The 24,483-nt window shown below is 60.6% G+C and carries 19 protein-coding genes; 7 read left to right on the top strand and 12 right to left on the bottom strand.

The window, feature by feature from the left end:
- Nucleotides 1-2 precede the first annotated feature (2 nt).
- A complete protein-coding gene (locus AB4O45_RS24610) occupies nt 3-2,612 on the bottom strand; it encodes a bifunctional diguanylate cyclase/phosphodiesterase (RefSeq protein WP_460160689.1) in 2,610 nt (869 codons plus the stop codon).
- A gap of 220 nt (nt 2,613-2,832) precedes the next feature.
- Here AB4O45_RS24610 and AB4O45_RS24615 point away from each other — a divergent pair, with 220 nt between their 5' ends.
- Entirely contained in the window at nt 2,833-5,037 is a 2,205-nt protein-coding gene (locus AB4O45_RS24615; protein WP_460160690.1) for an OsmC domain/YcaO domain-containing protein, read from the top strand.
- A 502-nt stretch (nt 5,038-5,539) separates the two neighbouring features.
- Here the strand turns inward: AB4O45_RS24615 and AB4O45_RS24620 are convergent.
- The 3 genes from AB4O45_RS24620 to AB4O45_RS24630 form a co-directional block, all read right to left on the bottom strand.
- Entirely contained in the window at nt 5,540-6,055 is a 516-nt protein-coding gene (locus AB4O45_RS24620; RefSeq protein WP_056785119.1) for a PaaI family thioesterase, read from the bottom strand.
- Between the two features lie 8 nt (nt 6,056-6,063).
- Entirely contained in the window at nt 6,064-7,221 is a 1,158-nt protein-coding gene (locus AB4O45_RS24625) for a GGDEF domain-containing protein (protein WP_460160691.1), read from the bottom strand.
- 105 nt (nt 7,222-7,326) lie between these two features.
- Nucleotides 7,327-7,575: a hypothetical protein gene (locus tag AB4O45_RS24630; RefSeq protein WP_217850253.1), complete on the bottom strand. Its 249-nt coding sequence runs from the start codon at nt 7,573-7,575 to the stop codon at nt 7,327-7,329.
- Between the two features lie 167 nt (nt 7,576-7,742).
- Between AB4O45_RS24630 and AB4O45_RS24635 the strand changes: the two genes are divergently transcribed.
- Both AB4O45_RS24635 and AB4O45_RS24640 read left to right on the top strand, forming a co-directional pair.
- Nucleotides 7,743-8,384, top strand: a complete 642-nt coding sequence (locus AB4O45_RS24635; RefSeq protein WP_460160692.1) for an ATPase — start codon at nt 7,743-7,745, stop codon at nt 8,382-8,384.
- Between the two features lie 87 nt (nt 8,385-8,471).
- Entirely contained in the window at nt 8,472-8,813 is a 342-nt protein-coding gene (locus AB4O45_RS24640; RefSeq protein WP_041480431.1) for a YajG family lipoprotein, read from the top strand.
- A 1,250-nt stretch (nt 8,814-10,063) separates the two neighbouring features.
- Here the strand turns inward: AB4O45_RS24640 and AB4O45_RS24645 are convergent.
- The 4 genes from AB4O45_RS24645 to AB4O45_RS24660 form a co-directional block, all read right to left on the bottom strand.
- On the bottom strand, nt 10,064-11,020 hold the full coding sequence (locus AB4O45_RS24645; RefSeq protein ID WP_310219610.1) for a 2-hydroxyacid dehydrogenase: 957 nt from the start codon (nt 11,018-11,020) through the stop codon (nt 10,064-10,066).
- 31 nt (nt 11,021-11,051) lie between these two features.
- On the bottom strand, nt 11,052-11,810 hold the full coding sequence (locus AB4O45_RS24650; RefSeq protein WP_095179705.1) for an SDR family oxidoreductase: 759 nt from the start codon (nt 11,808-11,810) through the stop codon (nt 11,052-11,054).
- A gap of 32 nt (nt 11,811-11,842) precedes the next feature.
- Nucleotides 11,843-12,535 carry a fumarylacetoacetate hydrolase family protein gene (locus tag AB4O45_RS24655; RefSeq protein WP_095179706.1) on the bottom strand — a complete coding sequence of 231 codons (693 nt, stop codon included), beginning with the start codon at nt 12,533-12,535 and terminating at the stop codon, nt 11,843-11,845.
- Nucleotides 12,536-12,634: 99 nt separating this feature from the next.
- Nucleotides 12,635-13,984, bottom strand: a complete 1,350-nt coding sequence (locus tag AB4O45_RS24660; RefSeq protein ID WP_056785134.1) for an MFS transporter — start codon at nt 13,982-13,984, stop codon at nt 12,635-12,637.
- Between the two features lie 541 nt (nt 13,985-14,525).
- On the opposite strand from AB4O45_RS24660, the gene AB4O45_RS24665 reads away from it, so the two are divergent.
- Nucleotides 14,526-15,458 carry a helix-turn-helix transcriptional regulator gene (locus tag AB4O45_RS24665; RefSeq protein ID WP_150742602.1) on the top strand — a complete coding sequence of 311 codons (933 nt, stop codon included), beginning with the start codon at nt 14,526-14,528 and terminating at the stop codon, nt 15,456-15,458.
- Between the two features lie 8 nt (nt 15,459-15,466).
- On the opposite strand, the gene AB4O45_RS24670 is transcribed toward AB4O45_RS24665, so the two are convergent.
- The 4 genes from AB4O45_RS24670 to AB4O45_RS24685 form a co-directional block, all read right to left on the bottom strand.
- Nucleotides 15,467-16,660, bottom strand: coding sequence for a GAF domain-containing sensor histidine kinase (locus AB4O45_RS24670; RefSeq protein WP_460160693.1), 1,194 nt, complete (start codon nt 16,658-16,660; stop codon nt 15,467-15,469).
- A gap of 127 nt (nt 16,661-16,787) precedes the next feature.
- Nucleotides 16,788-18,956 carry a TonB-dependent siderophore receptor gene (locus AB4O45_RS24675; RefSeq protein WP_460160694.1) on the bottom strand — a complete coding sequence of 723 codons (2,169 nt, stop codon included), beginning with the start codon at nt 18,954-18,956 and terminating at the stop codon, nt 16,788-16,790.
- Between the two features lie 268 nt (nt 18,957-19,224).
- Nucleotides 19,225-20,064 carry a glutathione-dependent disulfide-bond oxidoreductase gene (gene yghU / locus AB4O45_RS24680; protein ID WP_095179710.1) on the bottom strand — a complete coding sequence of 280 codons (840 nt, stop codon included), beginning with the start codon at nt 20,062-20,064 and terminating at the stop codon, nt 19,225-19,227.
- Between the two features lie 229 nt (nt 20,065-20,293).
- The gene (locus AB4O45_RS24685; RefSeq protein WP_236169020.1) at nt 20,294-20,797 is read right to left on the bottom strand and encodes a cupin; all 504 of its coding nucleotides are present in this window, start codon (nt 20,795-20,797) and stop codon (nt 20,294-20,296) included.
- Between the two features lie 180 nt (nt 20,798-20,977).
- Here AB4O45_RS24685 and AB4O45_RS24690 point away from each other — a divergent pair, with 180 nt between their 5' ends.
- From AB4O45_RS24690 to AB4O45_RS24700, 3 genes are all read left to right on the top strand, one after another.
- Complete coding sequence (locus AB4O45_RS24690) at nt 20,978-22,765, top strand: thiamine pyrophosphate-requiring protein (RefSeq protein WP_460160695.1); 1,788 nt, start codon at nt 20,978-20,980, stop codon at nt 22,763-22,765.
- 10 nt (nt 22,766-22,775) lie between these two features.
- Nucleotides 22,776-23,513, top strand: coding sequence for a DUF72 domain-containing protein (locus tag AB4O45_RS24695; protein WP_460160696.1), 738 nt, complete (start codon nt 22,776-22,778; stop codon nt 23,511-23,513).
- A gap of 74 nt (nt 23,514-23,587) precedes the next feature.
- Complete coding sequence (locus tag AB4O45_RS24700; RefSeq protein ID WP_056785150.1) at nt 23,588-24,475, top strand: Dyp-type peroxidase; 888 nt, start codon at nt 23,588-23,590, stop codon at nt 24,473-24,475.
- The last annotated feature ends 8 nt before the right edge of the window (nt 24,476-24,483 follow it).

A 24,483-nucleotide genomic window follows, 5' to 3' on the forward strand; every position in this document is an offset into this window, starting at 1 on the left:
ATTCACGTCACCCGACCTTTTTTGCTCACCAGCGACAGTCGCGAAGCCCGTAGCAGATCAGCAAAAGCCGCCTTGTCGATCGGCCGACTCATGAAATAACCCTGCACCTCGTTGCATTGATCCTTGCCGAGAATCGCCAGTTGCTCCTCGGTCTCGACGCCTTCGGCGGTCACCGTCAGCCCCATGGCTTTGCCCAGACCGATGATCGCCTGCACCACGGCACGGTCGTTGGCGCCGCTGCTGATCGAGGCGATAAAGCGTTTGTCGATCTTGATCCCGTCGAATGGATAGGCGCGTAGGTAACCGAGCGACGAATAACCGGTGCCGAAGTCGTCCATGTTCAGACGCACGCCGAGCTCCTTGAGCTGATTCATGGTAGTCAGCGCGCCATCGGTGTCGTTGAGCATCACGTTCTCGGTGATCTCCAGCTCCAGACGGCTGGCCGGGAAACGCGTTTCCACCAGCACTTCACGAACATCCTCGACGACGTCGCTGAGAGCGAACTGCGCAGGCGAGAGGTTGACCGACAGCAGAATGTCATGGGGCCATTCCAGCGCGGTTTCGCAAGCTTCGCGCAGCACCCAGCGGCCCAGCGGGACGATCAGGTCGGTCTGTTCGGCCAGCGGAATGAACACGTCCGGCCCGAGCAGGCCCTGGGTCGGATGCTGCCAGCGCACCAGCGCCTCCACCGAAACGATGTGCTTGCCATCAACCTTGTAGCGCGGCTGATAGTGCAGGACGAATTCGTTGTGCTTGAGCGCATGGCGCAGGTCATCTTCCATTTGCCGGCGCGTCTGGATCTGGTCGCTCATGTGCGCTTCGAAGAAGCACCAGGTGTTCTTGCCGTCGGATTTGGCCTGATACAGCGCGATGTCGGCGTAGCGGATCAGATCGCTGGCGGCAAAACCGTGTCGACGACTCAGGGCGATGCCGATGCTGGCGCCGATGTGCAGCGGATGTTGTTCGTAATTGATCGGTTGATGCAGGCTGCCGATCAGCCGTGTGCAGAATTTGTCGATCTCGTTATGGCTGTCCATGCCGTTGAGCACCACGACGAATTCATCACCACCGAGACGGGCGACGATGTCGTGCTCGCGGGTGCATTCGCGCAGGCGCGTGGCGACTTCCTGGAGAACCGCGTCACCGGCAGGATGGCCGAGGGAATCGTTGATCGGCTTGAAGTTGTCCAGATCGATCATCAGCAGCGACAGCGGCGGCGCGTGTTCCTTCAATACCAGGACGTCGTCGAGATAACGCGCCAGTTTGTTGCGGTTGGGCAGGCCGGTCAGGGCGTCATGCATCGACAGGTGCTGGATCTGCGCATGGGCGGCGACTTCGTCGGTGATATCGCTGGCAGTGCCGCGATAGCCGACGACGCTGTTCTTGTCGAAAATCGGCCGCGCCGAGAGCCGGCAGTGGCGCGGCTGCCCGGAGTGATCGCGATAAGTGCAGCGCAAGTCGCCGGCACTGTTTTCCTCGCTGAGTTTGCGCAGCCACAGTTCCAGTGGCGTGGTGTCGCAAGTCAGTAATTCGCCGATGTCCTGGCCCAGCCACAGGGCTTGCGGGTAACCGGTGACTTCGCTGAAGCGCGCCGACAGATAGGTCAGCGACAACTGATCATCAACTTCCCAGATCCAGTCCGACGCCGCTTCGGCCACGGCGCGAAAGCGTTCTTCACTGGCTTCGAGGGCATGATTGGCTTTCTCGAGTGCCTGATTCGAGGCCTGCATGGCATGAATGCTGTTGTCGACGTATTGCGATGAGCGCAATGCATGGCGGAAAAAATAGGCGGTGAGCAGCATCAGCACCAGAAACGTCGCGCCGAGCGGCGGCACCAGCGTCCACAGCAATTGCTGACCGGGTCGCTGCAGGTCGGCAACCAGGCTGTAGCCGGTGCTGTCGAGGGGTACGCTTGGATGGCCTTTCTCAATGGTTTCATCCGGGACGAGGGTCAGGTTCGTCAGGCCATAACCGCTGCCGATCTTGCGCAGTTTGGTCGGGGTCAGCTTGTCGACGAACACCAGCACCGAGGTGTTTCTCAATTCATCCAGCGGGCGCTCGTCATTGGGAATGATCGCGGCAGCGGTGATCAGCGCCGGCCAGCCTTCGAACAATGAATAACTGCTGATCGGCTTGGTCAGATCAGGCTGGCTCAGCACCTGCTCGACCAGCGCCGAGGCGGGCGCTTGCAGTACGCTGGATACGTCGGTTTCAACCATCTGCCCGCGAATCACCGCGTACTTGGTGCGATTGCGATCAAGGACGAACACGCCGTCGTAGCCGTCGCTGGTGAACAGCGTCTTGCCCATGTTCTGTTCGGTGTAGGCCCAATTGACGTCGATCGGCCCGCTCAAGGCCTCATAGGCGCGGGTCCAGTAGGCATAACTGGTGATGTAGTTTTTCGACGCGGTGATGCGGTTTTCCACGGCGCGCACGGAATAGAACTGGTTCTGTTCCAGATCTTTCGCATCCAGGGTATTGGCAATGCCAAGCAGGGTGCTGATCGCGGCAATAACGCCAGCGACGAACAGTGCGCCAACGGCGATGGCCAGGCGCCGGGTGACGGCGCGTTGCGGGGTGGGGATTGGCTGCGCAGGGAGAATAACGGCCATGTGCTCGTCCTTGATCCGGTGTCTTCTGAATCTAGAACAATGGCGAGCGCACAATGTTCAGATTGTTGTTATTGGTATCGCCTGGATTTTTTCAAAGTGTAGCGAATCTGCCGGAATTTCCAGCAGCGCCGGCCAGCGGCGAATCCCGAAAGGGCGAGACTTCCCGCACAAAAACCGGATAATGGCCGCCATTCGTTTAGCCGTATTCTGGTAATCCCGCATGGAAATCAAGGTCAACTTTCTCGACAACCTTCGACTTGAAGCCAAGTTCGACGACTTCACGGTGATCGCCGATCAGCCAATTCGCTACAAGGGTGATGGTTCGGCACCGGGGCCGTTCGACTACTTCCTGGCGTCGTCGGCCTTGTGCGCGGCTTACTTCGTCAAGCTGTACTGCGACACACGCAATATTCCGACAGAGAACATTCGCCTGTCGCAGAACAACATCGTCGACCCGGAAAACCGCTACAACCAGATCTTCAAGATTCAGGTCGAGTTGCCGGCCGACATCTCGGACAAGGATCGCCAGGGCATCCTCCGTTCCATCGACCGCTGCACCGTGAAGAAGGTGGTGCAGACCGGCCCCGAGTTCATCATCGAAGAAGTCGACAACCTCGACGCCGATGCCCAGGCCTTGTTGATGCCGCAGTCCGATTCCCAGGCAGGCACCTACATCGCCGGCAAGGACCTGCCGCTGGAACAGACCATTGCCAACATGTCGAAGATCCTCGCCGACCTCGGCATGAAGATCGAAATCGCTTCGTGGCGCAACATCGTGCCCAACGTCTGGTCGCTGCACATTCGCGATGCGCATTCGCCGATGTGCTTCACCAACGGCAAGGGCGCGACCAAGGAAGGCGCACTGGCGTCGGCGCTGGGCGAGTTCATCGAGCGCCTCAATTGCAACTTCTTCTATAACGACCAGTTCTGGGGCGAAGACATCGCCAACGCCGAATTCGTCCATTATCCGGACGAGAAGTGGTTCAAGCCGGGTTCGAAAGACGAATTGCCAAGCGAGATTCTCGACGACTACACCCTTGGCATTTACAACCGCGACGGCGAACTGCGCGGCTCGCACCTTTACGACACCAACTCCGGCAACACTCAGCGCGGTATCTGCTCGCTGCCGTTCGTGCGCCAGTCGGACGGTGAAGTGGTGTACTTCCCGTCGAACCTGATCGAAAACCTCTACCTGAGCAACGGCATGAGCGCCGGCAACACCTTGGCCGAAGCGCAGGTGCAGTGCCTGTCGGAAATTTTCGAGCGCGCGGTCAAACGCGAAATACTCGAAGGCGAAATGGCCCTGCCGGATGTACCGCAAGAGGTACTGGAAAAATACCCGAGCATCCTCGCCGGCATCAAAGGCCTTGAAGAGCAGGGCTTCCCGGTGCTGGTCAAGGACGCCTCGCTGGGCGGTGAATTCCCAGTGATGTGCGTGACCCTGATGAACCCGCGCACTGGCGGCGTCTTCGCCTCGTTCGGCGCGCACCCGAGCCTGGAAGTCGCGCTGGAACGCAGCCTGACTGAACTGCTTCAGGGCCGCAGCTTTGAAGGACTCAACGACTTGCCGCAGCCGACGTTCTCGGGGCAGGCAGTGACCGAACCGAACAACTTTGTCGAGCACTTCATCGATTCCAGCGGTGTGGTGTCGTGGCGCTTCTTCAGCGCCAAACCAGATTTCGAATTCGTCGAATGGGACTTCTCAGGCCAAGGCGAAAACTCCAACGCCGAAGAAGCCGCGACCCTGTTCGGCATCCTCGAAGACATGGGCAAGGAAGTCTACATGGCGGTCTACGAGCACATCGGCGCCAAGGCCTGCCGCATCCTCGTGCCGGATTACTCGGAGATCTACCCGGTCGAAGACCTGATCTGGGACAACACCAACAAAGCCCTGCAATTCCGTGCCGACATCCTCAATCTGCACAACCTCAGCAAGGTTGGCCTGCGCAATCTGGTCCAGGGCCTGGAACGCAGCGAGCAGGATGACTACACCGATATCACCACGCTGATCGGCATCGAGTTTGACGACAACACGCCGTGGGGCAAGCTGACGATTCTGGAACTGCGCCTGCTGATCTACCTCGCACTGCAGAAGTTTGACGAGGCCAAGGATCTGGTTGAGGCGTTCCTGCAATACAACGACAACACCGTAGAGCGCGGCTTGTTCTATCAGGCAGTGAATGTGGTGCTGGAGATGGAGCTGGACGAGGATCTCGAGCTGGAAGACTACGAGGCCAACTTCCGTCGGATGTTTGGTGACGAGCGTATGGATGCTGCGATTGGTTCGGTGAATGGCAGTGTGCGTTTTTACGGTTTGACGCCGACGAGCATGAAGCTGGAAGGGCTGGATCGGCATTTGCGCTTGATCGAAAGCTATAAAAAGCTGCACGCGGCGCGGGCTGGTGTGGTGGCTTTGTCGCGTTGAAGAGCTGGCTCAGAACGTTTCGCTTTCGGCTTGAGTGTGGCTGCGTGGCTTGAACCGCAGCCCCTCACCCCAGCCCTCTCCCGAGGGAGAGGGAGCCGATTTTCATGCTTTTCAGAATTTGTGTTCGACTCGGTTTCCCAGGTCGGCCTATTCCACCAGACACCTCGGTCAATCCCCTCTCCCTCTGGGAGAGGGGTAGGGTGAGGGTTTTTTCAAGATTTGAGTTCGGCTCGGTTTCCCAGGTCGGCCTATTCCACCAGACACCTCGATAAATCCCCTCTCCCCTCTGGGAGAGGGGGTAGGGTGAGGGTTTTTTCAAGATTTGAGTTCGGCTCGGTTTCCCAGGTCGGCGTATTTCCACCAGACACCTCGGTCAATTCCCTCTCCCTTTGGGAGAGGGCTAGGGTGAGGGTTTTTTCAAGATTTGAGTTCGGCTCGGTTTCCCAGGTCGGCGTATCTGCACCAAGCACCTCGGTCAGTTCCCTCTCCCTTTGGGAGAGGGCTAGGGTGAGGGGCTTTGGCTTTTGCGGCCATGCGCTGCATCCGCCAACTGCCCCGTATCCACCCGCACAAACACCGAATCACCCACCGCCGTGAGCACTTCCCCGGCATACACCTCGCAAATCACCCGGGTCTTGCGCCCGACTTCACCTTCGACTCGCGCGCGCAAGAGCAGCGGCACGCCCATCGGTGTGGGTTTGATGAATTTGATCCCAAGGTTACCGGTGACGCAGTCGATGCGCGGCAGACTGCCGGCTTCGCGGTTTTCTGCGCGGTAGTGCCAGGCCATGGCGGTCCAGTTGGAGTGACAGTCGACGAGCATGGCAATCAGCCCGCCGTAAACCAGATCCGGCCAGCCGCAGTATTGAGCTTCGGGCAGATGCTCGGCGATGACGTGGTTGCCGTCCTCATCCCACCGACTTTTCACGTGCAGGCCTTGCGGATTGCGGCCGCCGCAGCCGTAACAAACGCCTTCGGGGGCGGCGAGGTCTTGCAGTGGGGTGTCGTGGCTGGACATGGCGGGTTTCATCCTGGAGTGGCGAGGCCGGACAGGCGCAAGCGGTTGCGTCCGCCGCGTTTGGACTCGTAGAGCGCGGCGTCGCCAAGTTCGATCAGCGCCGCCAGACTGGCCGGCGGTTTGTCGAACAGGGTGGCGCCGATGCTCAAGGTCACCGCAGCGGACGTGGGATAGGTGTGCGACGCCAAGGCCAGAAACTGTTCGCGCAAGGCATTGCCCAGTTCAAGGATAGCTTCGGCTGAGGCATTGTTGAGCAGCATCAGAAACTCGTCGCCACCCAGCCGCGCCGTCAGCGCATGGGGCGGCAGCTGGGCGCGGATCATCTCGCTCAGAGCAATCAGCAAGCGATCACCGGCGATATGCCCGTACTGGTCGTTGACCAGTTTGAAGTTGTCGATATCGATCAACAGCAGCGCACCCGGTCTGTGCGCGGAGACACCGGCCAACAGGCGGGGCGTGCGTTTTTCCAGCGCCCTGCGGTTGTAGAGGGCCGTGAGCGGATCGCGCTCGGCGAGGCGGGCGATTTGCTTTTCCCGGCGATAACGCTCGGTGCCGGTCATCGACAGGGCGATCAACATGATCGCCATCGCACCTTCGACCAGCGAGATCTGAATGATCTCGCCACGAAACGCCGCCAGATCGATCAGCGTGCCGGGGATCACCACGGTCAGGGCCTTGGCCACATAAAAGATGCCATGGCCGAGCAGCACATAACGCAATTGCACCGCGCCCACGCTCAACGACTTGCCGTGCGGGCGCAGCAGCGAACTGGCCTTGAGGGTCGGGATCGCCACCAGCATTGAGTTGGCCACCAGCATGGCCTTGGACCACAGCGGGCCGTCCGGCAACATCAACATGATCAGCCAGGTTGCGAAAATCAGGTACCACGCCGGCGACAGTCGGGTCTGGGTGAAGCGCGCCACACCGAGCAGGAAAAAGAAATGCGCGGTCACCAGCAGGCCGTTGGCGAACCAGATGCCCAGCAGCAGAAAACCGCTGCTGCGCAGCAGCGCGAGGGTGGAACCGATGGTGATGGTGGCGAAACCGGCGCTCCAGAACAGTAGCGAAGGCTCACGGATGCTGCGCCACTCGACCGCCAGGTACAGCGCGGCAGCGGCTGCGAGGGCGATCGTGATGGTCAGCATCGTTGGCGGGTCGAGCGGCATTTCCGGGCAGGCCTGTCTGTATGGCAATAGGCCTGCGATTGTAAGCGTTTGGTCAGGTTTTTCGCAGGGGGCGTGTTGCCGGGCAGACCACTGGCGCTTCAGCGGTCACTCTTGCGGGCTTAGCCAGGTGTCTACCACGCGGCGATCGAGCTCTTCCCAATAGGCCATGCCCAGCACCCGCGTGGTGTTGAGCCCGCGCAGATAACCGCGCAGTTGCTGGGCAGTGTCGCGAATCAATTGCGCATCGCGGGTGTTTTTGTCCAGCAGGACGCTTTCGTACTGCACCAGGTAGTCGGCCACGCGCTCGCGGAAATCGGGCAGCACGGCGTCACGGATCAGATCGAACGTTCTCAAGGCGAGACCCTCATCATTTTTCTTGGATGTATCCAGTGTGCATCAGTCTGCGCGACACGCAACTATTGCTGGAAGTAATAGTGACCATCAAGAAACGCAAGTTCTGCTTTGGCGGCGATCGGCGGAAAATCGCCTCCATCGAAGACGCAGCTCAAGGAAATTGCGCGATGAACATTCTGACTCGACTGGCAATGATCGCCCTGCTGATGGGCGGGGTAGTTACCGCACCGGCTTACGCAGACGACGCCCGGTCGTGTCACCTGCAACCCATCGCCGCCAGCGCCTCGGCCCTGCAGCACACGCAGACCGTGGGTGTGTTGTTGAGCGAAAACACCTTGCAGAACCTGCAATACCTGGAGCGTTACCACGACATGGCGCTGAACGGCGCCAAAGACGCACTGGACTCGCGAATCCGCGACGCCTTTGTCGGCAGCTCCGACCCAGAACTGGCCCTCGACTGGCTGGTGAGTTCGCTGCAGCGACAGTTCGTCTCGGTGACCGTTTACGACAATCTGGATGTGCTGCTTCAGGCCCATCCGGATGTGGTGGTCAAGCTCGATACCTTCAACCGCTTGCTGACTCAGCGCAACAGCCTGGTCGAGGCGCGCTTCTCTGCACGGTTCTACGACGCCGATCTGCAGTACATCGGCAAGGCCGAGGGGGCGATCGAGCAAGAATTGCCTTCGGTCTGGGTGCACAACCAGGCAGCGCCGCAGATTGCCGCGCAGATCAATCAGCAGCGTGATCTGCAACTCAATGCGCTGAAGCAATTCGATGTGTCGCTCAAGGCCCTGGTGGCGTCGAGCTGATTCTCCAAAAAATTGAATGGCAGCGGCGATCCCGTGAAGTCGAACCGTTGCCGGTTGAACCGAACCTTTATTTTCAGGATTACCCCGATGCGTCCTTTATTCGTGCCAGCCATGGCTTTTGTTTCCCTTTTGCTCGGCGGTTGTGCTTCGGCGCCGAACGATCCGACTCTGACGTTGCAGACCAGCAAGACGCCGGCGCAGTACGCCGATTGCGTGGTGCCGAAGTTGCAGGGCAGTGCGTTGAATCCGACGGTTTCGCAGAGTCAGCGCAGTTATCGGATTGTGGTGCCGAGCAAGGTGTCGGCGGATAACGTGCTGGAGGCGTACAAGGCGGGGAAGGGTGGCAAGGTGTTCATTTATGAGCGGCATTTGCTGGCGTCGAATTTGTTGCCTTCGAGTTTTGAGCGGGCGGCTCAGGAGTGCATTTGATCTGAGCGCTTGACGGGTTTTGACAGAGCTCCTTTGGTTGGCCGCAACCAACCAATTTTTTCGCCCCACACTGGTTTTCGGTTGTGGGGCTTTTTTTTGGACTTGGCGGCCTTTGGGCCGACCATGCTCTTCGGGTTTTGGGTGTATATCCGTTTCTGCGGGTGTGGCTGATTACGGTTCCGCTCTTACAGCGGGTCACTTTTTCAAACGCCGGAATGCCGGCCCAGCAAAAAGTAACCAAAAGGCTGCGCCCTGACGTTCGGCCCGCTCGCTGAGGCTCGGGGTACCTTCGCTCCGGAATCGATCCGGGCGCAGCGGCTACGGTTTGCTTCGCTGCACCTCCTTCCGCTGTGTACGACTGCGTCGTACGGTCGCTGCGCTCCCACTCCCGGATCAATCCCTCCACTCAGCCTGCCGACGGGCTTCAGGATCAAAAGCTACTCGAGCTTGCGCTCATTGTATTGAGTGGTGAAAAGCAGGAGGCGGATTGCTTTTGCTTTTTGCTTTTCTGTGGGAGCGAGCTTGCTCGCGAAGGCGGCCTGACAGCCGACCGTTTTCTCACTGAATGCATCCGATCAAAACTGTAGGAGTGAGCCTGCTCGCGATGGCTGTGTATCAGGCAACACGATGATGATTGGGGAGTGTTCTTTTGTCTTGCGATCCGGTTTCTCCAGGGACGGCCCTCACCCTAACCCTCTCCCAGAGGGGAGAGGGGACTTGGTCGAGGTGTTTGTTGAAGATGCGCCGACCTGAGACTCTGCGTCGAGCTCGTTCTTGAATTCAACGAAGATCGGCTCCCTTCCCCCTCGCCCCCCGGGGTTGTATGTACCGGGGACTTGGTCGAGGTGTTTGTTGAAGATGCGCCGACCTGAGACTCTGCGTCGAGCTCGTTCTTGAATTCAACGAAGATCGGCTCCCTTCCCCCCTCGCCCCCCGGGGTTGTATGTACCGGGGACTTGGTCGAGGTGTTTGTTGAAGATGCGCCGACCTGAGACTCTGCGTCGAGCTCGTTCTTGAATTCAACGAAGATCGGCTCCCTTTCCCCCTCGCCCCCCGGGGTTGTATGTACCGGGGACTTGGTCGAGGTGTTTGTCGAAGATGCGCCGACCTGAGACTCTGCGTCGAGCTCGTTCTTGAATTCAACGAAGATCGGCTCCCTTTCCCCCTCGCCCCCTGGGGGGAGAGGGCTGGGGTGAGGGGGCTGGGTTTCACTGACTCAACGCAATCTGCAGCCTATCCCAAACAACCATTCACCCCGTCACACACCCAACCGGCACTTTCCCCGCAAACGTATCTACCAGACTCGCCACAACCATTTCCCCCATCCGCGTGCGTGTCTGAAGCGTGGCGCTGGCCCGATGCGGTTGCAGCACCACCTGTTCATTAGCAAACAACGCTTCCGGCACATTCGGTTCATCGACAAACACATCCAGCCCAGCCCCGGCAATCTCGCCAGCCGCAAGCGCGGCAACCAGATCCGCCTCATTCACCAGTTTGCCCCGGGCGACGTTGATCAGATAACCGTCCTTGCCCAGCGCTTGCAGCACTTGCGCGTCGATGATCGCTTCGCCCTTGTCCGCCGCGGCGGCGAGGATCAGGGCGTCGCTGTCGCGGGCGAGTTGTTTGAGGTCGGCTACGAAGGTGTGGGGGACGTCGCTCATCGGTTGCAGGTCGGTGTAGCTGATCGGGCAGCCGAAGGCGGCGGCGCGGGTGGCGATGGCGCGGCCGACGCGGCCCATGCCGACGATGCCGATGCGCATGCCGGAGACTTGTCGTGCCAGGGGCAGCGGGGCGAGTGGGGTCGGGCTTTGTGGCCATTGGCCGGAGCGGACGTAGCGGTCGCTGGTGCACAAACCGCGACAGACCGAGATGAGCAGGCCGATGGCGAGGTCGGCGACGTCTTCGGTGAGGGCGCCGATGGTGGCGGTGACGCGGATGCCGCGGTCGCGGGCGTAGGCCAGATCGACGGCATCGGTGCCGACGCCGTTGACCGCGACGACTTCCAGGTTCGGCAGTTGCGCCATCAGCGCCTGGCTGATGCCGGTGTGGCCGCCGGTGATGACGCCGCGAATGTTGGCGCCGTGTTCGTTTATGTAGGCGGGTTTGTCCGCTTGCTGGAAGTAGCGGCGTACGGTGAACAGTTCGTCCAGACGCGCGTTGATTGCCGGGATCAGGATCGGGCTCAGTTGCAGGATTTCTGGCTTCATGGCTACCTCGTTACGCAATAAAAAGGCCGGCTCAACCGCGGCCGGCAAACGGCATGGCGCTGGCCATGACGGTCATGTTCAGGACGTTGGCCGACAGCGGCAGGCCGGCGATGTAGCGCACTGCATCGGCGACGTGTTTGACGTCGACCATCGGCTCGACGGCGATGCTGCCGTTGGCCTGGCGTACGCCTTTGGTCATGCGCACCGACATTTCGGTCAGGGCATTGCCGATGTCGATCTGGCTGCAGGCGATGTTGAATTCGCGGCCATCCAGCGCCAGGGATTTGGTCAGGCCGAGCACGGCGTGTTTGCTCGCGGTGTAGGCGCTGCTGAACGGGCGCGGCGTGTGTGCGGAAATCGAGCCGTTGTTGATGATCCGCCCGCCCTGCGGCTGTTGTTTGCGCATCAGCCCAAACGCGCCGCGAGCGCACAGAAAGACTCCGTTGAGGTTGGTGTCGATCACGTTGCGCCACTGCTCGAAGGTCAGCTCGTCCAGCGGCACGGCGGGGGCGTTGACGCCGGCGTTGTTGAAGACCACATCGAGGCGCCCGTAGACCTCGGCAATGGTCGCGAACAGCACGTCGACACTGGCCGGATCACGCACGTCGGTGGGTACCGCCAGCGCTGGGTGACCCTGGCTCTGCGCCAGTTCGACCAGCGCTTGCAAGGGCTCGGGCCGGCGTCCGGCGAGCACAAGGGTAAAGCCGTCGGCCATCAGGCCGAGTGCCACGGCGCGGCCGATGCCACTGCCGGCGCCGGTCACCAGCGCGACTTTCAAAGAGGTTGTCATATTGTTGTTCTCCTTTTTCTTAATCCGCAGGATCAGGGCCGTGGGCCGACGCGCATTTCCAGGTGGCCGATGCCGTCGATGCCAGCGCTGATCACATCGCCGGGTTGCAGACTGTCAACCCCGGCGGGGCTGCCGGTCATGATCAGGTCGCCGGCGCGCAGGGCCACGGATTGCGAGATGCGCGCGATTACTTCACTGACCGACCAGATCTGGCTGTCGAGGTTGTCGCGCTGGCGTTCTTCGCCGTTGACGTTAAGCCACAACTCGCCCTCGGGATGGCCGCAGCGGCTCACCGGGACAACGGCAGTCATCGGCGCGGCGCCGTCGAACACCTTGGCGCCTTCCCACGGCAAACCGTTGCTCTTGGCTGCGCGTTGTACATCGCGGCGGGTCAGGTCGAGGCCGGCGGCGTAGCCCCACACGTAGGCGAGCGCTTGATCCTCGGGGATATGGGCGCCGCCTTCACCGATGGCAACGACCAGTTCGATTTCGTGAACGAAGTCCTCGCACACTGAGGGGAAGGCGACGTCGCCGACGGCATCGACCACGCAGCTTGCCGGTTTCATGAAAAACACCGGCGGCTGGCGCGACTGGCCTTGAGAGTCCGGCCATGGGTAGTTGCGGCCGACACAGAACACCCGGCCGACGGGGAAGCGCTGCTCGGTGCCGAGGACCGGCAAGGTCACGGGCAGATCCGGGGTAAAGACGTATTCGGTCATGTTCATCCTGCGGGTCATCCTGTTTGAAAGGGCAGCGTACGGCGGCTGGCGTCGGCGAAGTTGGACGAAAGCCGCCTGCGTTTGGACAAATCCGGGCTTTTCGCCTCAGCGCACCTTCAGCTCGATGCGGTACAGACGTCCGAGCAACAACGAATAGGAGAGCGTGCCGATCAGCGCCACGCCGCCAATAAACCAGAAGGCATAGGCGAAGGTGCCGGTGGCGTGGACGATGGCGCCGATCACGATCGGCGTGACGATGCCGCCGATGTTCGCCGCCAGGCTGGTAATGCCGCCGGTGAGGCCGATCAGCTCTTTTGGCGCCACTTCCGATACCGCCGCCCACGATGAGGACGCGATGCCTTGGGCGAAGAACGCGATGGTCAACACGGCGATGCAGATCAGGTTGGAGTCGGTGAAATTCACCAGCACGATCGACATGCCCAGCATCGAGCCAACCACCAGCGGCAACTTGCGCGCAAACGACATCGAGTAGCCGCGACGGATCAGCAAGTCGGAAACGATGCCGGCCAGCAGAATCCCCACCGTCGCACCGACGAACGGCAGCACGGCGAAGATCCCGGCCTTGATCATGGTCAGTTTGCGTTCTTCGATCAGGTAGGTCGGGAACCAGGTGAGGAAGAAGTACAGCGCCGAGGTGCTGGCGAATTTGCCGATGCAGATCGCCCAGATCTGCCGATAGCTGAACAGCTCGGCGATCTGCCGCCAGTTGAAACGCGTGCGCTCCTGGCTGCTCTTGACCAGACCGCCGCCGGTTTCGATGTACTTCAATTCTTCCTGGCTGACTTTCTTGCAGTTCAGCGGATCGCGATACAGGTACAGCCACAGCACACCGAAGACGATGCCGAGTGCGCCGGTGCTGTAAAACACGTGGCGCCAGTCAAAAGTGGTCGCCAGCCATAACAGGGCGCCGGTGAACAGCGCCGTGCCGAGGTACTGGCCGCACACGTAAATGCTACTGGCCATCCCGCGTTCCCGCGCCGGGAACCACACCGTCACGGCGCGGCTGTTGGCCGGAAAGGCCGGGGCTTCCATGGCGCCGACCGCCAGTCGCAGGCCGAACAGCGAGGCAAACCCCGTGGCGAAACCCTGGCAAACGGTGACGGTCGACCAGCTGATCAGCGATACGCCGTAGGTGAAGCGCGAGCCAAACCTGTCAGCGATAAACCCCGCCGGCACCAGCGCCAGCGCATAGGTCCAGGCGAATGCGGAAAAAATCAGGCCCATCTCGATCTTGTCCAGACCCAGGTCCTTGGCCATGAACGGCGCGGCAATCGAAATGTTCACCCGGTCGATGTAATTGATGATCGTCGCAATCAGCAGCAACGACAGCATGAACCAGCGCCGCCGGGTAGGCAGACGCTGCGCCGAAACGGCATCGCGTGCGCCGGCTATCACCGGCGGCACCGTGGCACTGGAAGAATGGGAGTTGGACATGCGGAGACCTCGTTATTGTTAGAAGAGTCGAGATTTTTCGAGCAGCCGATGCCGTTGCCCGCAAGGTGTGGGGCAAGGCAATCGAACGGGTTGCAGCGCGGCTTTCAGACGTTCAGGAACGTCTTTGTGCAATTGACTTCAAGGGGAGGTCGGGCGGGGCGGCGAGGGGAAATAGCAGGATCATGACGTGCGCACCTTTGATTGTTTTTGAAAGAGGTTGGGCTGCGTTGGTCATTACAGTGGTCGTACAACGGTTCTAAATCAACCGATGGGTTAGAACGTTTTCTCTTCAAAAAAGTAGATTTGGCGAACGTGTCCAAAAGGACAAATACAAATTGTCTTGAGAATAAAGATCAGGTTTAAATCCCAAATGTCTGAAGAATAACGACTATCTGTATTTTTATAGTGGTGCGGTTTTTGGACAGACTCATCGCGAGGCTTCTTTCAAAAAAGACAACGTCATCGTATGACTCGTTGCCGCCCACCGCACAACCCTGCAAGATGACGGGCGCCACCTCACTGCCCGGAGGACCTCCCGCCCATGTCTTCACCCAGCCGTATCCCGACCTACGTCATGCAGCAACGCAGCGAATTGACCGATTTCTACATTCGCGACAAAAAGGGTCGGCGCGCCGAAACCGCGCCTCACCGGCATGAGTATTTTCAAATCCAGATCAACCTCGGTGGCGACACCGTGCAGCACATCGGCAGCGTGCAACGGCCGTTCCCGCGCAACACTCTGGCGTTCATCCTGCCGCACCGCGTGCATGTGATTCCGCATCCCGCAGACAGCAATTTCATCGTCATCAATTTTTCCCAGACGTTCCTCTTGCCGCATCTACAGTGCGACCCGATGGATCTGGAAGAGGTGTCAATCCTGCTCGCGCCTGAACTGTCGCCGTTCCGCTTTCAGGAGCATCTGGATTTCATTTTGGGCGATGAGGATTTCGCTCAGGTCTGCGGCCTGATCGAGCAGATGCGCAGCCTTGATGAGAACCGTCAGTTCGGCACACGGGAAATGCTCAAGGGCTTGTTGCTGCAGATGATCGGCAGCGTGTGTTTTCTTTACGCCGAGCCGCTCAAGCGCCTGGCGGAAGAGAATGCCGCCGAGAACAGCCGTCGCGACGCCTTGAGCCGAATGTTCGAGTACTTGCGGAAGAACATCGCCGATCCTGATCTCAACCTGATCAAAGTCGCCGCTGCGACCTATCTGTCACCGACTTACCTGACGCACTGGCTGCGCAAGGAGATCGGCAAGACGTTCACCGAGCTGGTGCTGGAGCGGCGCATGCACGCGGCGCGCAATTTCCTGCTCAACAGCACGCGCTCGGTGGGCGAGGTCGCGCGGCTGTGTGGATTTGCTGATGAGGCCTATTTCTCTCGACGTTTTCGCCAGATTCATGGCCAGCCACCGGGGCAGTTTCGTCGCCGCCAGCTCAACCCGGACACGCCGCAGACGCCACTGAATATTTAGAGCAGCGCTCAGACCCACTTGAAGCGGGCAGGGAAGCGCGCCACGAAACAGGTGCCTGCCTCGCTGTCGGACGTCACGGTCAAGGTGCCGTTGTGCGCATTGGCAATTTGCCCGGCAATGTACAAGCCCAGCCCCAGCCCTTCATTGCGCTGACCGGCTTCGGAACGTGAGAACGGTTCAAACAGCAGCGGCATCAGCGCGGGTGGAATCGGCGCGCCTTGGTTGGTCAGCGAAATCACCATCTCGTCGCCCTCGGCAAACGCCTTGAGCACGATCGGTTCGGCCGTAGAACCGTGGGTCACCGCGTTGCCCAGCAGATTCGACAACAACTGACTGATCCGCAGCGGGTCGCAATAGACCCCGGTCGGTACCTCAAGCGAATCAATAAACGTCGCCTGCGGGTACGCCACCTGGATTTCTTCAAGGGTCTGGCGCAGCGTTTGCTGCAAGTCATCGACCAGTTTGCGCTGCACCGGGATGCCACTGCCGAGCCGACCCCGGGCGAAGTCGAGGATGTTTTCGATCAGCACGCCCATGCGCACCGAACTGGTACGGATCGCCGATAGCAGCGTGCGCGAGCGCTTGTCTTCGGCTTTGCTTTGCAGCAGATCGGCGCTCATGCGAATGGCACTGAGTGGCGTGCGCAAGTCATGGCCCAGTACGGCGATGAACTGCTCGCGCAGACGGCCCAATTCGTTGGCATCGGCCAGTGCGGTTTTGGTCGCGTGCAAATGGCCCTGGGTATCCAGGCTCATTGCAATCAGCTGGGCGAAGAGGGTGAGGGTCTTTTCGATGGCCGGGTCGTCGAGGTTCGCCGGAACCGAATCAATGGCGCAGAGTGTGCCGAAAAACTCGCCATTGGCCTTGATGATCGGAATCGAAATGTAGCTTTCCAGACCATAGGTTTTCGGCGTGTGGTGCGTGGAGAAAACCGGGTGCTGGCTGGCATGGCCGAAGATCACCGGCTGATGGTGCTGACGGATTTCATGGCAAATCGTCGATTCCAGCACCAGCTCGCCGCCAGGCAACAGGCCGAAGTCAATCGAATCATCCACGGCGCAGGCGATCCACTTGCTCTCGGTAACCCGCGCTACGGCGGCGAAGCGCATGCCGGTCATGTGCTTGACCATGCTCAGGATCACCGGCACGGCGTCAATGCTGCCGATGGCTTCGAGGTCGGAGGAGAAATCTGTCTGGGGCATGGCCGGCGCTTCGCGAAAGTGTCGCCAGAGACTATCGGTAAACGCCGGACATGCCTAATGAACCTGCAAAAAAGGGCGCCGGAAAAACTCTCGACGCCCTGTGCGGTGCTTGCTGAGCGCTATCGCCTCAGAACTTGTACTTGGCCGTCATCATGTAGCTGCGCGGGGTGCCGTAGTTGTCGGTCGAGCCCCAGGTCACGTCGGTGCCGATGGAGGAATAGTACTTGCGGTCGAAAATGTTGTTGGCGTTGACCTGCAGGTCGAGGTGCTTGTTGACCTCGTAACCGGCCATCAGGTCGGTGACCGCGTAGCCGCCCTGTTCTAGACGATAGCTGCCGCCATTGGCCAGAGCGATGTCGTTGTACATGCGGCTCTGCCAGTAGACGTTGCCGCCCACGCGCAGTTTTTCCAGCGGGCCTTTGAAGCGGTACACGGTGGAGACCTTGAACAGGTGCTCGGGCATGTCGGTGTCGAATTTCTGGTTATTGTTGGCCGGGTTTTCGTCCTTGATGTAGTGGGCGCGGGTGTAGGTGTAGCCGGCGCCGACTTGCCATTGCTCGGTCAGCGCACCTTGCAGTTCCATGTCCACGCCTTGGGCGCGAACCTTGCCGGAGGTTTCGTAGCAGGTCAGTTCCGGGCAGCCGAGCTGGGTCGCCGCCTGGGTGGCGCGGTTGGTCTGGTCCATCTGGAACACCGCCACGCTGCCGTTCAGCGCACCGTCGAAATATTCGCCCTTGATACCGACTTCGTAGTTTTCACCGACGATCGGCTCGAGCACTTTGCCGCCGAGATCTTTCTGGGTTTGCGGGGTAAAGATGTCGGTGTAGCTGGCGTAGACCGAATGATGGTCATCGAGTTTGTAGATCAGGCCGGCGTAACGGGTCAGGTTGCGCGTGACCTTGAAGTCACCGTCGGCACTGCGATCGTCGTAGTCATACCAGTCCAGGCGGCTGCCGAGGATCAACGTCAGCGGGTCGGCCAGGCTCAAGCGCGTGGTCAGGTAAACCGCGTCCTGGGTGGTGACGTTACGCGACTTGCCACTGCGCACGAAGTCAGGCTTGGGCGCGGCGATCGGCAGGCCGGTGTCGTAGGGCGCGTATTCCTTGGTGGTGGCGTCGTACACGCGGTTGCTGGCGCCGACTACCAATTCGTGGGTACGGCCGAACGCTTCGAACGGGCCGCTGGCGAAACCATCGAAGGCGCGTTGCTTGTCGGTGTGGTGCGATTGGTAGGCGGTGGTTTCCAGCGGGCCGTCGTAGCGCGACAGGTACGTGCCGGAGAATTCACCCTCGAGGGTCGACGTCGAGCCGCCGAGGTGCAGTTTCCAGTCATTGGCGAAACGGTGTTCGACTTCACCGAACACGGTGTCGACCTGCAGCTTGCGGTTTTCCCAATCGGTGCCCGGGTAGGTGGAGCGGGGCAGGTCGAGGTGGTGGCCGTTTTCGCCGATCGGCAGGCCGCCCCAGAAATAGTTGGTCTGATCGTTTTGCCGCGAGAAGCCGAGGGTCGCGGTGGTGCTGTCACTCAGGTCGGCTTCACCGATGGCGTAGAACAGGCCGTGATCGTTTTCCTCCTTGTCGCGGAAGCTGTCGGCGCCCTGATACGACGTCACCACCCGGCCACGCAGGGTGCCGCTGTCGTTCAGCGGGCTGGAGGCATCGACTTCACCACGGTAGTCATCCCAGCTGCCGGCGGCGCCAGTGAGGGTCACGCGCTGATCGGCGGTTGGACGCTTGCGGACCATGTTGATCGCCGCCGACGGGTTGCCGGCACCGGTGACCAGGCCGGTCGCGCCACGAACGATTTCCACCCGGTCGAACATCGCCAGGTTCGGCTGCACCGCCAGGGTGAACGGCGAATACGAGCTGGGCAGGCCGTCGTACACGATGTTGTCGATGTCGAAACCGCGCGCCTTGTAAGTCTGCCGGCCCGGGCCGCTGGCCTCGCTGAGGAACAGCCCCGGCGTACCGCGCACCACGTCGTTGACGCTGGTCATGTTCTGGTCGTCCATGCGCTGACGAGTGATTACCGTCACCGCCTGCGGCGTTTCGCGCATGGTCAGCGACAGCTTGGTCGCGGTCTGCATCGGGCCGGTGGTGTAGGACTGCGTGTCTTCGGTGGTGCTGCTCATCTGCGTAGCGCCGATTTCGGTCGCTTGCAGTTCCAGCGGGCCATTGGCTGGCGCAGTGGCTGCGGTTTCTTCAGCCAACGCAGGAGCGATGCTGGCCATGCCGATGGCGAGTGCGAGGAGGTTAGGTGAAAGGTTCGAGCGGCGGTGAATGGTGTGAAACGACATCTATCTGCTTCCCCAAGATTTACCCAAACGAAACTAATGCGAGTGAATGTAAGAATTATTCGCATTAGTATGTCGGAAGTTTCCGGGGGAATAAACCCGTACGAGTCAGTTAGTTAATGATTTTTTCACAATTGGATTTGATGGCCTTCGGACGCAAATGTGGGAGCGAGCCTGCTCGCGAAGGCGGTGGGTCATTCAACAGATGCGTTGTCTGATACGACGCTTTCGCGAGCAGGCTCGCTCCCACAGGGTTATGCGGTTTTTGCTATCAGTCCAGATCCTTCGCCTCATGCCGCTCCGGCACCTGACTGTCTTCATCACCCCAGGTGCGATTCACTCGCTGCCCACGGATGACCGCTGGCCGCTTGGCGATTTCTTCTGCCCAGCGCTGCACATGGGTGTACTCGTGCGCGGCGAGAAATTCCGCCGCCGAGTAAACGTTGTTGCGCACCAGTTGCCCGTACCAGGGCCACACGGCGATGTCGGCGATGGTGTAATCGTCGCCGGCCAGATAGGTGTTGTCGGCGAGACGGCGGTTGAGCACATCCAGCTGCCGTTTGGCTTCCATGGTGAAGCGGTTGATCGGATATTCGAGCTTCTCTGGCGCATACGCGTAGAAGTGCCCGAAGCCGCCGCCCAGATACGGCGCCGAGCCCATTTGCCAGAACAGCCAGTTGAGGGTTTCGGTGCGACCGGCCGGATCCTTGGGCAGCAAGGCGCCGAACTTTTCCGCGAGATACAGCAGAATCGAACCGGACTCGAACACCCGGATCGGCGGCTCGACGCTGCGATCCAGCAGCGCCGGGATTTTCGAATTCGGGTTGACCTCGACAAAGCCGCTGGAGAACTGATCGCCTTCGCCAATGCGGATCAGCCACGCATCGTATTCGGCCTCGCTGTGCCCGAGTGCGAGCAACTCTTCGAGCATGATGGTGACCTTGACGCCGTTGGGCGTGGCCAGCGAATACAGCTGCAACGGATGCTTGCCGACCGGCAGTTGCTTGTCGTGGGTCGGCCCGGCGATCGGCCGGTTGATGCTGGCGAAGTGGCCGCCGGACGGGGCTTCGTGTTTCCAGACCTTGGGCGGAACGTAAGACGCATTGCTCATGAAACGGACCTCGTCGATGCTGGGAGAGAACAGGTAGACACCGTAGGGAAAATTTCCGGCGGGTGCCAGCGGTGAGTGCGGTTATTCATATTGAATGATGTAAACCGATCTGCCGCCTTCGCGAGCAGGCTCGCTCCCACAGGGTATGTATTGGACAGAGAAACAGGGTTCACCCGTATTCATTGTGGGAGCGAGCCTGCTCGCGAAAGCGTCGGCAGGGTCGCCGCGCCTAATGGCTCCAATACCGCCCAACCGCCCCCCCGACTCCCTGCACCGGATCTGTCTCAGGAAACGCCAGCCCCGCAATCCGCGCCAACTGCGCATCACTCGGCGCGGCCCGGCAAATATCCGCCTGCTGCCCCGGCGGATAAGCACCCACCACGAGAAAATCCTCACTCGATCCCAGATTGCAGTGGCCGGTTCCGGCCGGCAGCAACAACACATCCCCGGCGCTGACGTCGACGGCTTGCCCGTCAGGCCCGCCCAACATCAACCGCGCCTGACCGGCCGCCACGCCAAGCACTTCGTGGCCTTCGGTGTGGTAGTGGTGATAGTCATAAATGCCGTAGCGCCATTGCGCCGGCCAGCCATTGGCGCCGAAGGTCTGCTCGAAGCGCGCCGCCGGATCGTCGCCTTCAACGGCAATCGCGCTGCGGTAGATCAGCACTGGCAGACGCGGATTGTTCGGCACCCAGTCATTGCGTTGCAGCAGCAGGGTTTGTACTTCAGTCATGGCCCATCCTCCTTCGATCATTCCTCAATCGACCACAGAGCAGGGCGCACGCCTCAAAAAATCATTGCCGCGCAAACACGGCGCCGATGTTGATGCCCGGAAAATCCAGCGAAACTTCATCGCGCACCGGGCTGTCCAGACCCTTACATGTCCATGCAGCGGTAAATGGCGAGGGTCAAGATGACGATGACAGTAGGTGATTTTCTGGTTGAGCGGCTCAGCGAATGGGGCGTGACGCGGATTTTTGGCTATCCAGGGGATGGCATCAACGGCGTGTTCGGCGCCATGAGCCGAGCCAAAGGCAAGATCGAATTCGTTCAGGCACGGCACGAGGAAATGGCTGCGTTCATGGCCTCGGCCCACGCCAAGTTCACCGGCGAGCTGGGCGTGTGCATCGCCACCTCCGGTCCCGGCGCTTCGCACCTGATCACCGGCCTCTACGATGCGCGCATGGACCACATGCCGGTGCTGGCCATTGTCGGTCAGCAGGCGCGTACGGCGCTGGGCAGTCACTACCAGCAGGAGCTGGATCTGGTGTCGATGTTCAAAGACGTCGCCGGGGCTTTTGTGCAGCAGGCTTCGGCGCCTTCGCAAGTGCGTCATCTGCTTGATCGCGCCGTGCGTACCGCCGTCGGCGAGCGCCGCGTCACCGCGCTGATTCTGCCCAATGACTTGCAGGATCTGCCTTACGAACAACCGGCGCGCGCCCATGGCACCGCGCATTCCGGCGTCGGCTACAGCAAGCCGAAAGTCGTTCCTTATGCAGCCGATCTGCAACGCGCCGCCGAGGTACTGAACAGCGGCGAGAAAGTCGCGATTCTGGTCGGTGCCGGCGCGCTGGAGGCGACCGATCTGGTCATCGCCGTGGCGGAAAAACTTGGCGCCGGTGTCGCCAAGGCTCTGCTCGGCAAAGCGGCACTCCCCGATGACTTGCAGTGGGTGACCGGCAGCATCGGCCTGCTTGGCACCGAGCCCAGCTACAAGCTGATGAGCGAATGCGACACCTTGCTGATGATCGGTTCGGGCTTCCCGTATTCCGAGTTTCTGCCCAAGGAAGGCCAGGCGCGCGGCGTGCAGATCGACTTGCAGCCGGACATGCTCAGCCTCCGTTATCCGATGGAGGTCAATCTGGTCGGCGATTCAGCGGAAACCCTTGCCGCGTTGCTGCCCTTGCTGGAACAGAAAACCTCGAACAAGTGGCGCAAGAAGATCGAAGGCTGGCGCAGCAGTTGGGAGAAAACCCTGGAAAAACGCGCCATGGCCAAAGCCGATCCGGTCAACCCGCAACGAGTGGTCTACGAGTTGTCACCGCGCTTGCCTGAGCAGGCAATCATCACTAGTGATTCCGGCTCCTGCGCCAACTGGTTCGCCCGTGACCTGAAAATCCGTCGCGGCATGAAATGCTCACTGTCCGGTGGCCTGGCCTCGATGGGCGCGGCGGTGCCCTATGCGATCGCGGCCAAGTTTGCCTACCCGGAACGCCCGGTCATTGCCCTGGTCGGCGATGGCGCGATGCAGATGAACAACATGGCCGAGCTGATCACTGTCGCCAAATACTGGCGGCAATGGCACAGCCCGAAATGGATCTGCGCGGTGTTCAACAACGAGGATCTCAATCAAGTCACCTGGGAGCAGCGGGTGATGGAGGGCGATCCAAAGTTCGAAGCGTCGCAGAGCATCCCGGACGTGCCGTATCACCTGTTCGCGATCTCCATTGGCCTCAAGGGCATTTTTGTTGATCGTGAAGAAGAGGTCGCCGCTGCGTGGGAGCAAGCGCTCGCCTCGGAAGTGCCGGTGCTGATCGAGTTCAAGACCGACCCGAACGTGCCGCCGCTGCCGCCGCACATCAAGCTTGAGCAAGCGAAGAAGTTCGCCACAACCCTGCTCAAGGGTGATCCGGATGAAGCCGGGGTGATTGTGCAGACCGCCAAGCAGGTGCTCGGCGCCGTGTTGCCCGGGAAGAAATGACGGTGGGCGCTTGAACGAGCCAGCGATCTTTATCGGTTGCGCCGGCTGGAGTCTCGGTCGCGAGCACTGGCCGGCATTCCCCGCCGAAGGCACGCACCTGCAACGCTACGCCGCGCGCTTCAACTGTGTGGAAATCAACAGCTCGTTCTACCGCCCGCATCGCCGTCAGACCTACGAGCGCTGGGCCGACTCGGTGGCGCCGGACTTTCGCTTCGCCGTGAAAGTGCCGAAGCTCATCACCCATGAACAGCGGCTGGCGGACAGCGCGGCCGCGCTCGATGAGTTTCTCGGACAGTGCCAGGGCTTGGGTGATCGACTCGGTTGCCTGCTGGTGCAACTGCCACCGAAACTGGCGTTTGAGGCGCCGGTCGCCGAGGCGTTTTTTCGTGCCCTGCGCGAGCGGTTCAAAGGCAGTGTGGTGCTGGAACCGCGACACGAATCGTGGACTGGCGCTGAGGCGATGCTGGTCGATCTGCAAATCGCCCAAGCGGTGGTCGATCCCTCGCGGATCAGCAGCGACACCGCGCCGGGTGGCTGGCAAGGCCTGCAGTATTGGCGCCTGCACGGCTCGCCACGGATTTATCACAGCGCTTATGAAGCGGCTTATCTGCAACAGCTCGCTCAGAACCTGCGGCGCGCGAAGGCCGACGGCAGAGACATCTGGTGCATCTTCGACAACACCGCCAGCGGTGCCGCCACCGCCGATGCGCTGGTATTGAGGGCGTTGATCGAAGGCGGTGAACGCTGAACGACGACGCTCTCGTTACCCACACAAACGATCCGGCTACAGGTAAACTCCGCGCACTTTTTCAAGGAGTTCACATGAGTTACTACCAGCCGGGCATTCTCGCTACCCCTGTTCCTGCGCAAGCACGTCATCTGTTTTTCGCCCTGGCGTCGGTTGAAGCCTTGCCGCAGGCGATCGACAACCTGCTGATGCTGGTGGATGGCAAGTCGGCGGTGGTTGGCTTTGGTGAGTCGTTGACCAAGGCGCTGAACGTAGAGATCGATGGCCTGCGCAGCTTCCCGGCGCTGACCGGAGTTGGCGTGAATAACCCGTCGACCCAGCATGCCCTGTGGATCTGGCTGCACGGTGTTGACCGTGGTGAGCTGCTCAACCGCTGCAACGCTATCGAAGCCGCGCTGGCCCCGGCCTTGCGTCTGGTCGAGATGCAGGAAGCCTTCCGCCACATGGACGGCCACGACCTCACCGGTTACGAAGACGGCACGGAAAACCCCCACGATGACGCCGCTGTCGCCGCCGCACTGCTAAGCAGTGGTGCTGATGGACTGGTCGGTGGCAGCTTCGCCGCGATCCAGCAATGGCAGCACGACCTCAAGGGCTTTCATCGCCTGTCTGCCGGTGCCAAGGACGACATCATGGGGCGGCGCTTGAGCGATAACGAAGAAATCGACGACGCGCCGATCTCCGCCCACGTTAAACGCACCGCGCAGGAAAGCTTCGCGCCGGAAGCGTTCGTCGTGCGCCGTTCGATGCCGTGGATCGAAGGCGATCGTGCCGGTTTGATGTTCCTCGCTTTCGGTTTCTCCCTCGATGCCTTCGAAGCGCAGCTGCGCCGTATGAGCGGTCTGGAAGACGGTATTGCCGATGGCTTGTACCAGATCAGCCGACCAATCACCGGCGGCTACTACTGGTGCCCGCCGCTCAAGGACGGACGCCTTGATCTGCGCGCGCTGCGCATCGGCTGAGGACTGAA

The sequence above is a fragment of the Pseudomonas sp. S2_B10 genome, from assembly GCF_054668425.1.

What these genes read in the sequence shown, in the direction of transcription:
- AB4O45_RS24660 (WP_056785134.1), bottom strand. Translation starts at nt 13,984, where the DNA reads ATGTCCAACTCCCATTCTTCCAGTGCCACGGTGCCGCCGGTGATAGCC.
- AB4O45_RS24620 (WP_056785119.1), bottom strand. Translation starts at nt 6,055, where the DNA reads ATGTCCAGCCACGACACCCCACTGCAAGACCTCGCCGCCCCCGAAGGC.
- AB4O45_RS24655 (WP_095179706.1), bottom strand. Translation starts at nt 12,535, where the DNA reads ATGAACATGACCGAATACGTCTTTACCCCGGATCTGCCCGTGACCTTG.
- yghU (WP_095179710.1), bottom strand. Translation starts at nt 20,064, where the DNA reads ATGAGCAATGCGTCTTACGTTCCGCCCAAGGTCTGGAAACACGAAGCC.
- AB4O45_RS24610 (WP_460160689.1), bottom strand. Translation starts at nt 2,612, where the DNA reads ATGGCCGTTATTCTCCCTGCGCAGCCAATCCCCACCCCGCAACGCGCC.
- AB4O45_RS24645 (WP_310219610.1), bottom strand. Translation starts at nt 11,020, where the DNA reads ATGAAGCCAGAAATCCTGCAACTGAGCCCGATCCTGATCCCGGCAATC.
- AB4O45_RS24700 (WP_056785150.1), top strand. Translation starts at nt 23,588, where the DNA reads ATGAGTTACTACCAGCCGGGCATTCTCGCTACCCCTGTTCCTGCGCAA.
- AB4O45_RS24650 (WP_095179705.1), bottom strand. Translation starts at nt 11,810, where the DNA reads ATGACAACCTCTTTGAAAGTCGCGCTGGTGACCGGCGCCGGCAGTGGC.
- AB4O45_RS24640 (WP_041480431.1), top strand. Translation starts at nt 8,472, where the DNA reads ATGCGTCCTTTATTCGTGCCAGCCATGGCTTTTGTTTCCCTTTTGCTC.
- AB4O45_RS24670 (WP_460160693.1), bottom strand. Translation starts at nt 16,660, where the DNA reads ATGCCCCAGACAGATTTCTCCTCCGACCTCGAAGCCATCGGCAGCATT.
- AB4O45_RS24675 (WP_460160694.1), bottom strand. Translation starts at nt 18,956, where the DNA reads ATGTCGTTTCACACCATTCACCGCCGCTCGAACCTTTCACCTAACCTC.
- AB4O45_RS24690 (WP_460160695.1), top strand. Translation starts at nt 20,978, where the DNA reads ATGACGATGACAGTAGGTGATTTTCTGGTTGAGCGGCTCAGCGAATGG.
- AB4O45_RS24625 (WP_460160691.1), bottom strand. Translation starts at nt 7,221, where the DNA reads ATGCCGCTCGACCCGCCAACGATGCTGACCATCACGATCGCCCTCGCA.
- AB4O45_RS24685 (WP_236169020.1), bottom strand. Translation starts at nt 20,797, where the DNA reads ATGACTGAAGTACAAACCCTGCTGCTGCAACGCAATGACTGGGTGCCG.
- AB4O45_RS24665 (WP_150742602.1), top strand. Translation starts at nt 14,526, where the DNA reads ATGTCTTCACCCAGCCGTATCCCGACCTACGTCATGCAGCAACGCAGC.
- AB4O45_RS24635 (WP_460160692.1), top strand. Translation starts at nt 7,743, where the DNA reads ATGAACATTCTGACTCGACTGGCAATGATCGCCCTGCTGATGGGCGGG.
- AB4O45_RS24615 (WP_460160690.1), top strand. Translation starts at nt 2,833, where the DNA reads ATGGAAATCAAGGTCAACTTTCTCGACAACCTTCGACTTGAAGCCAAG.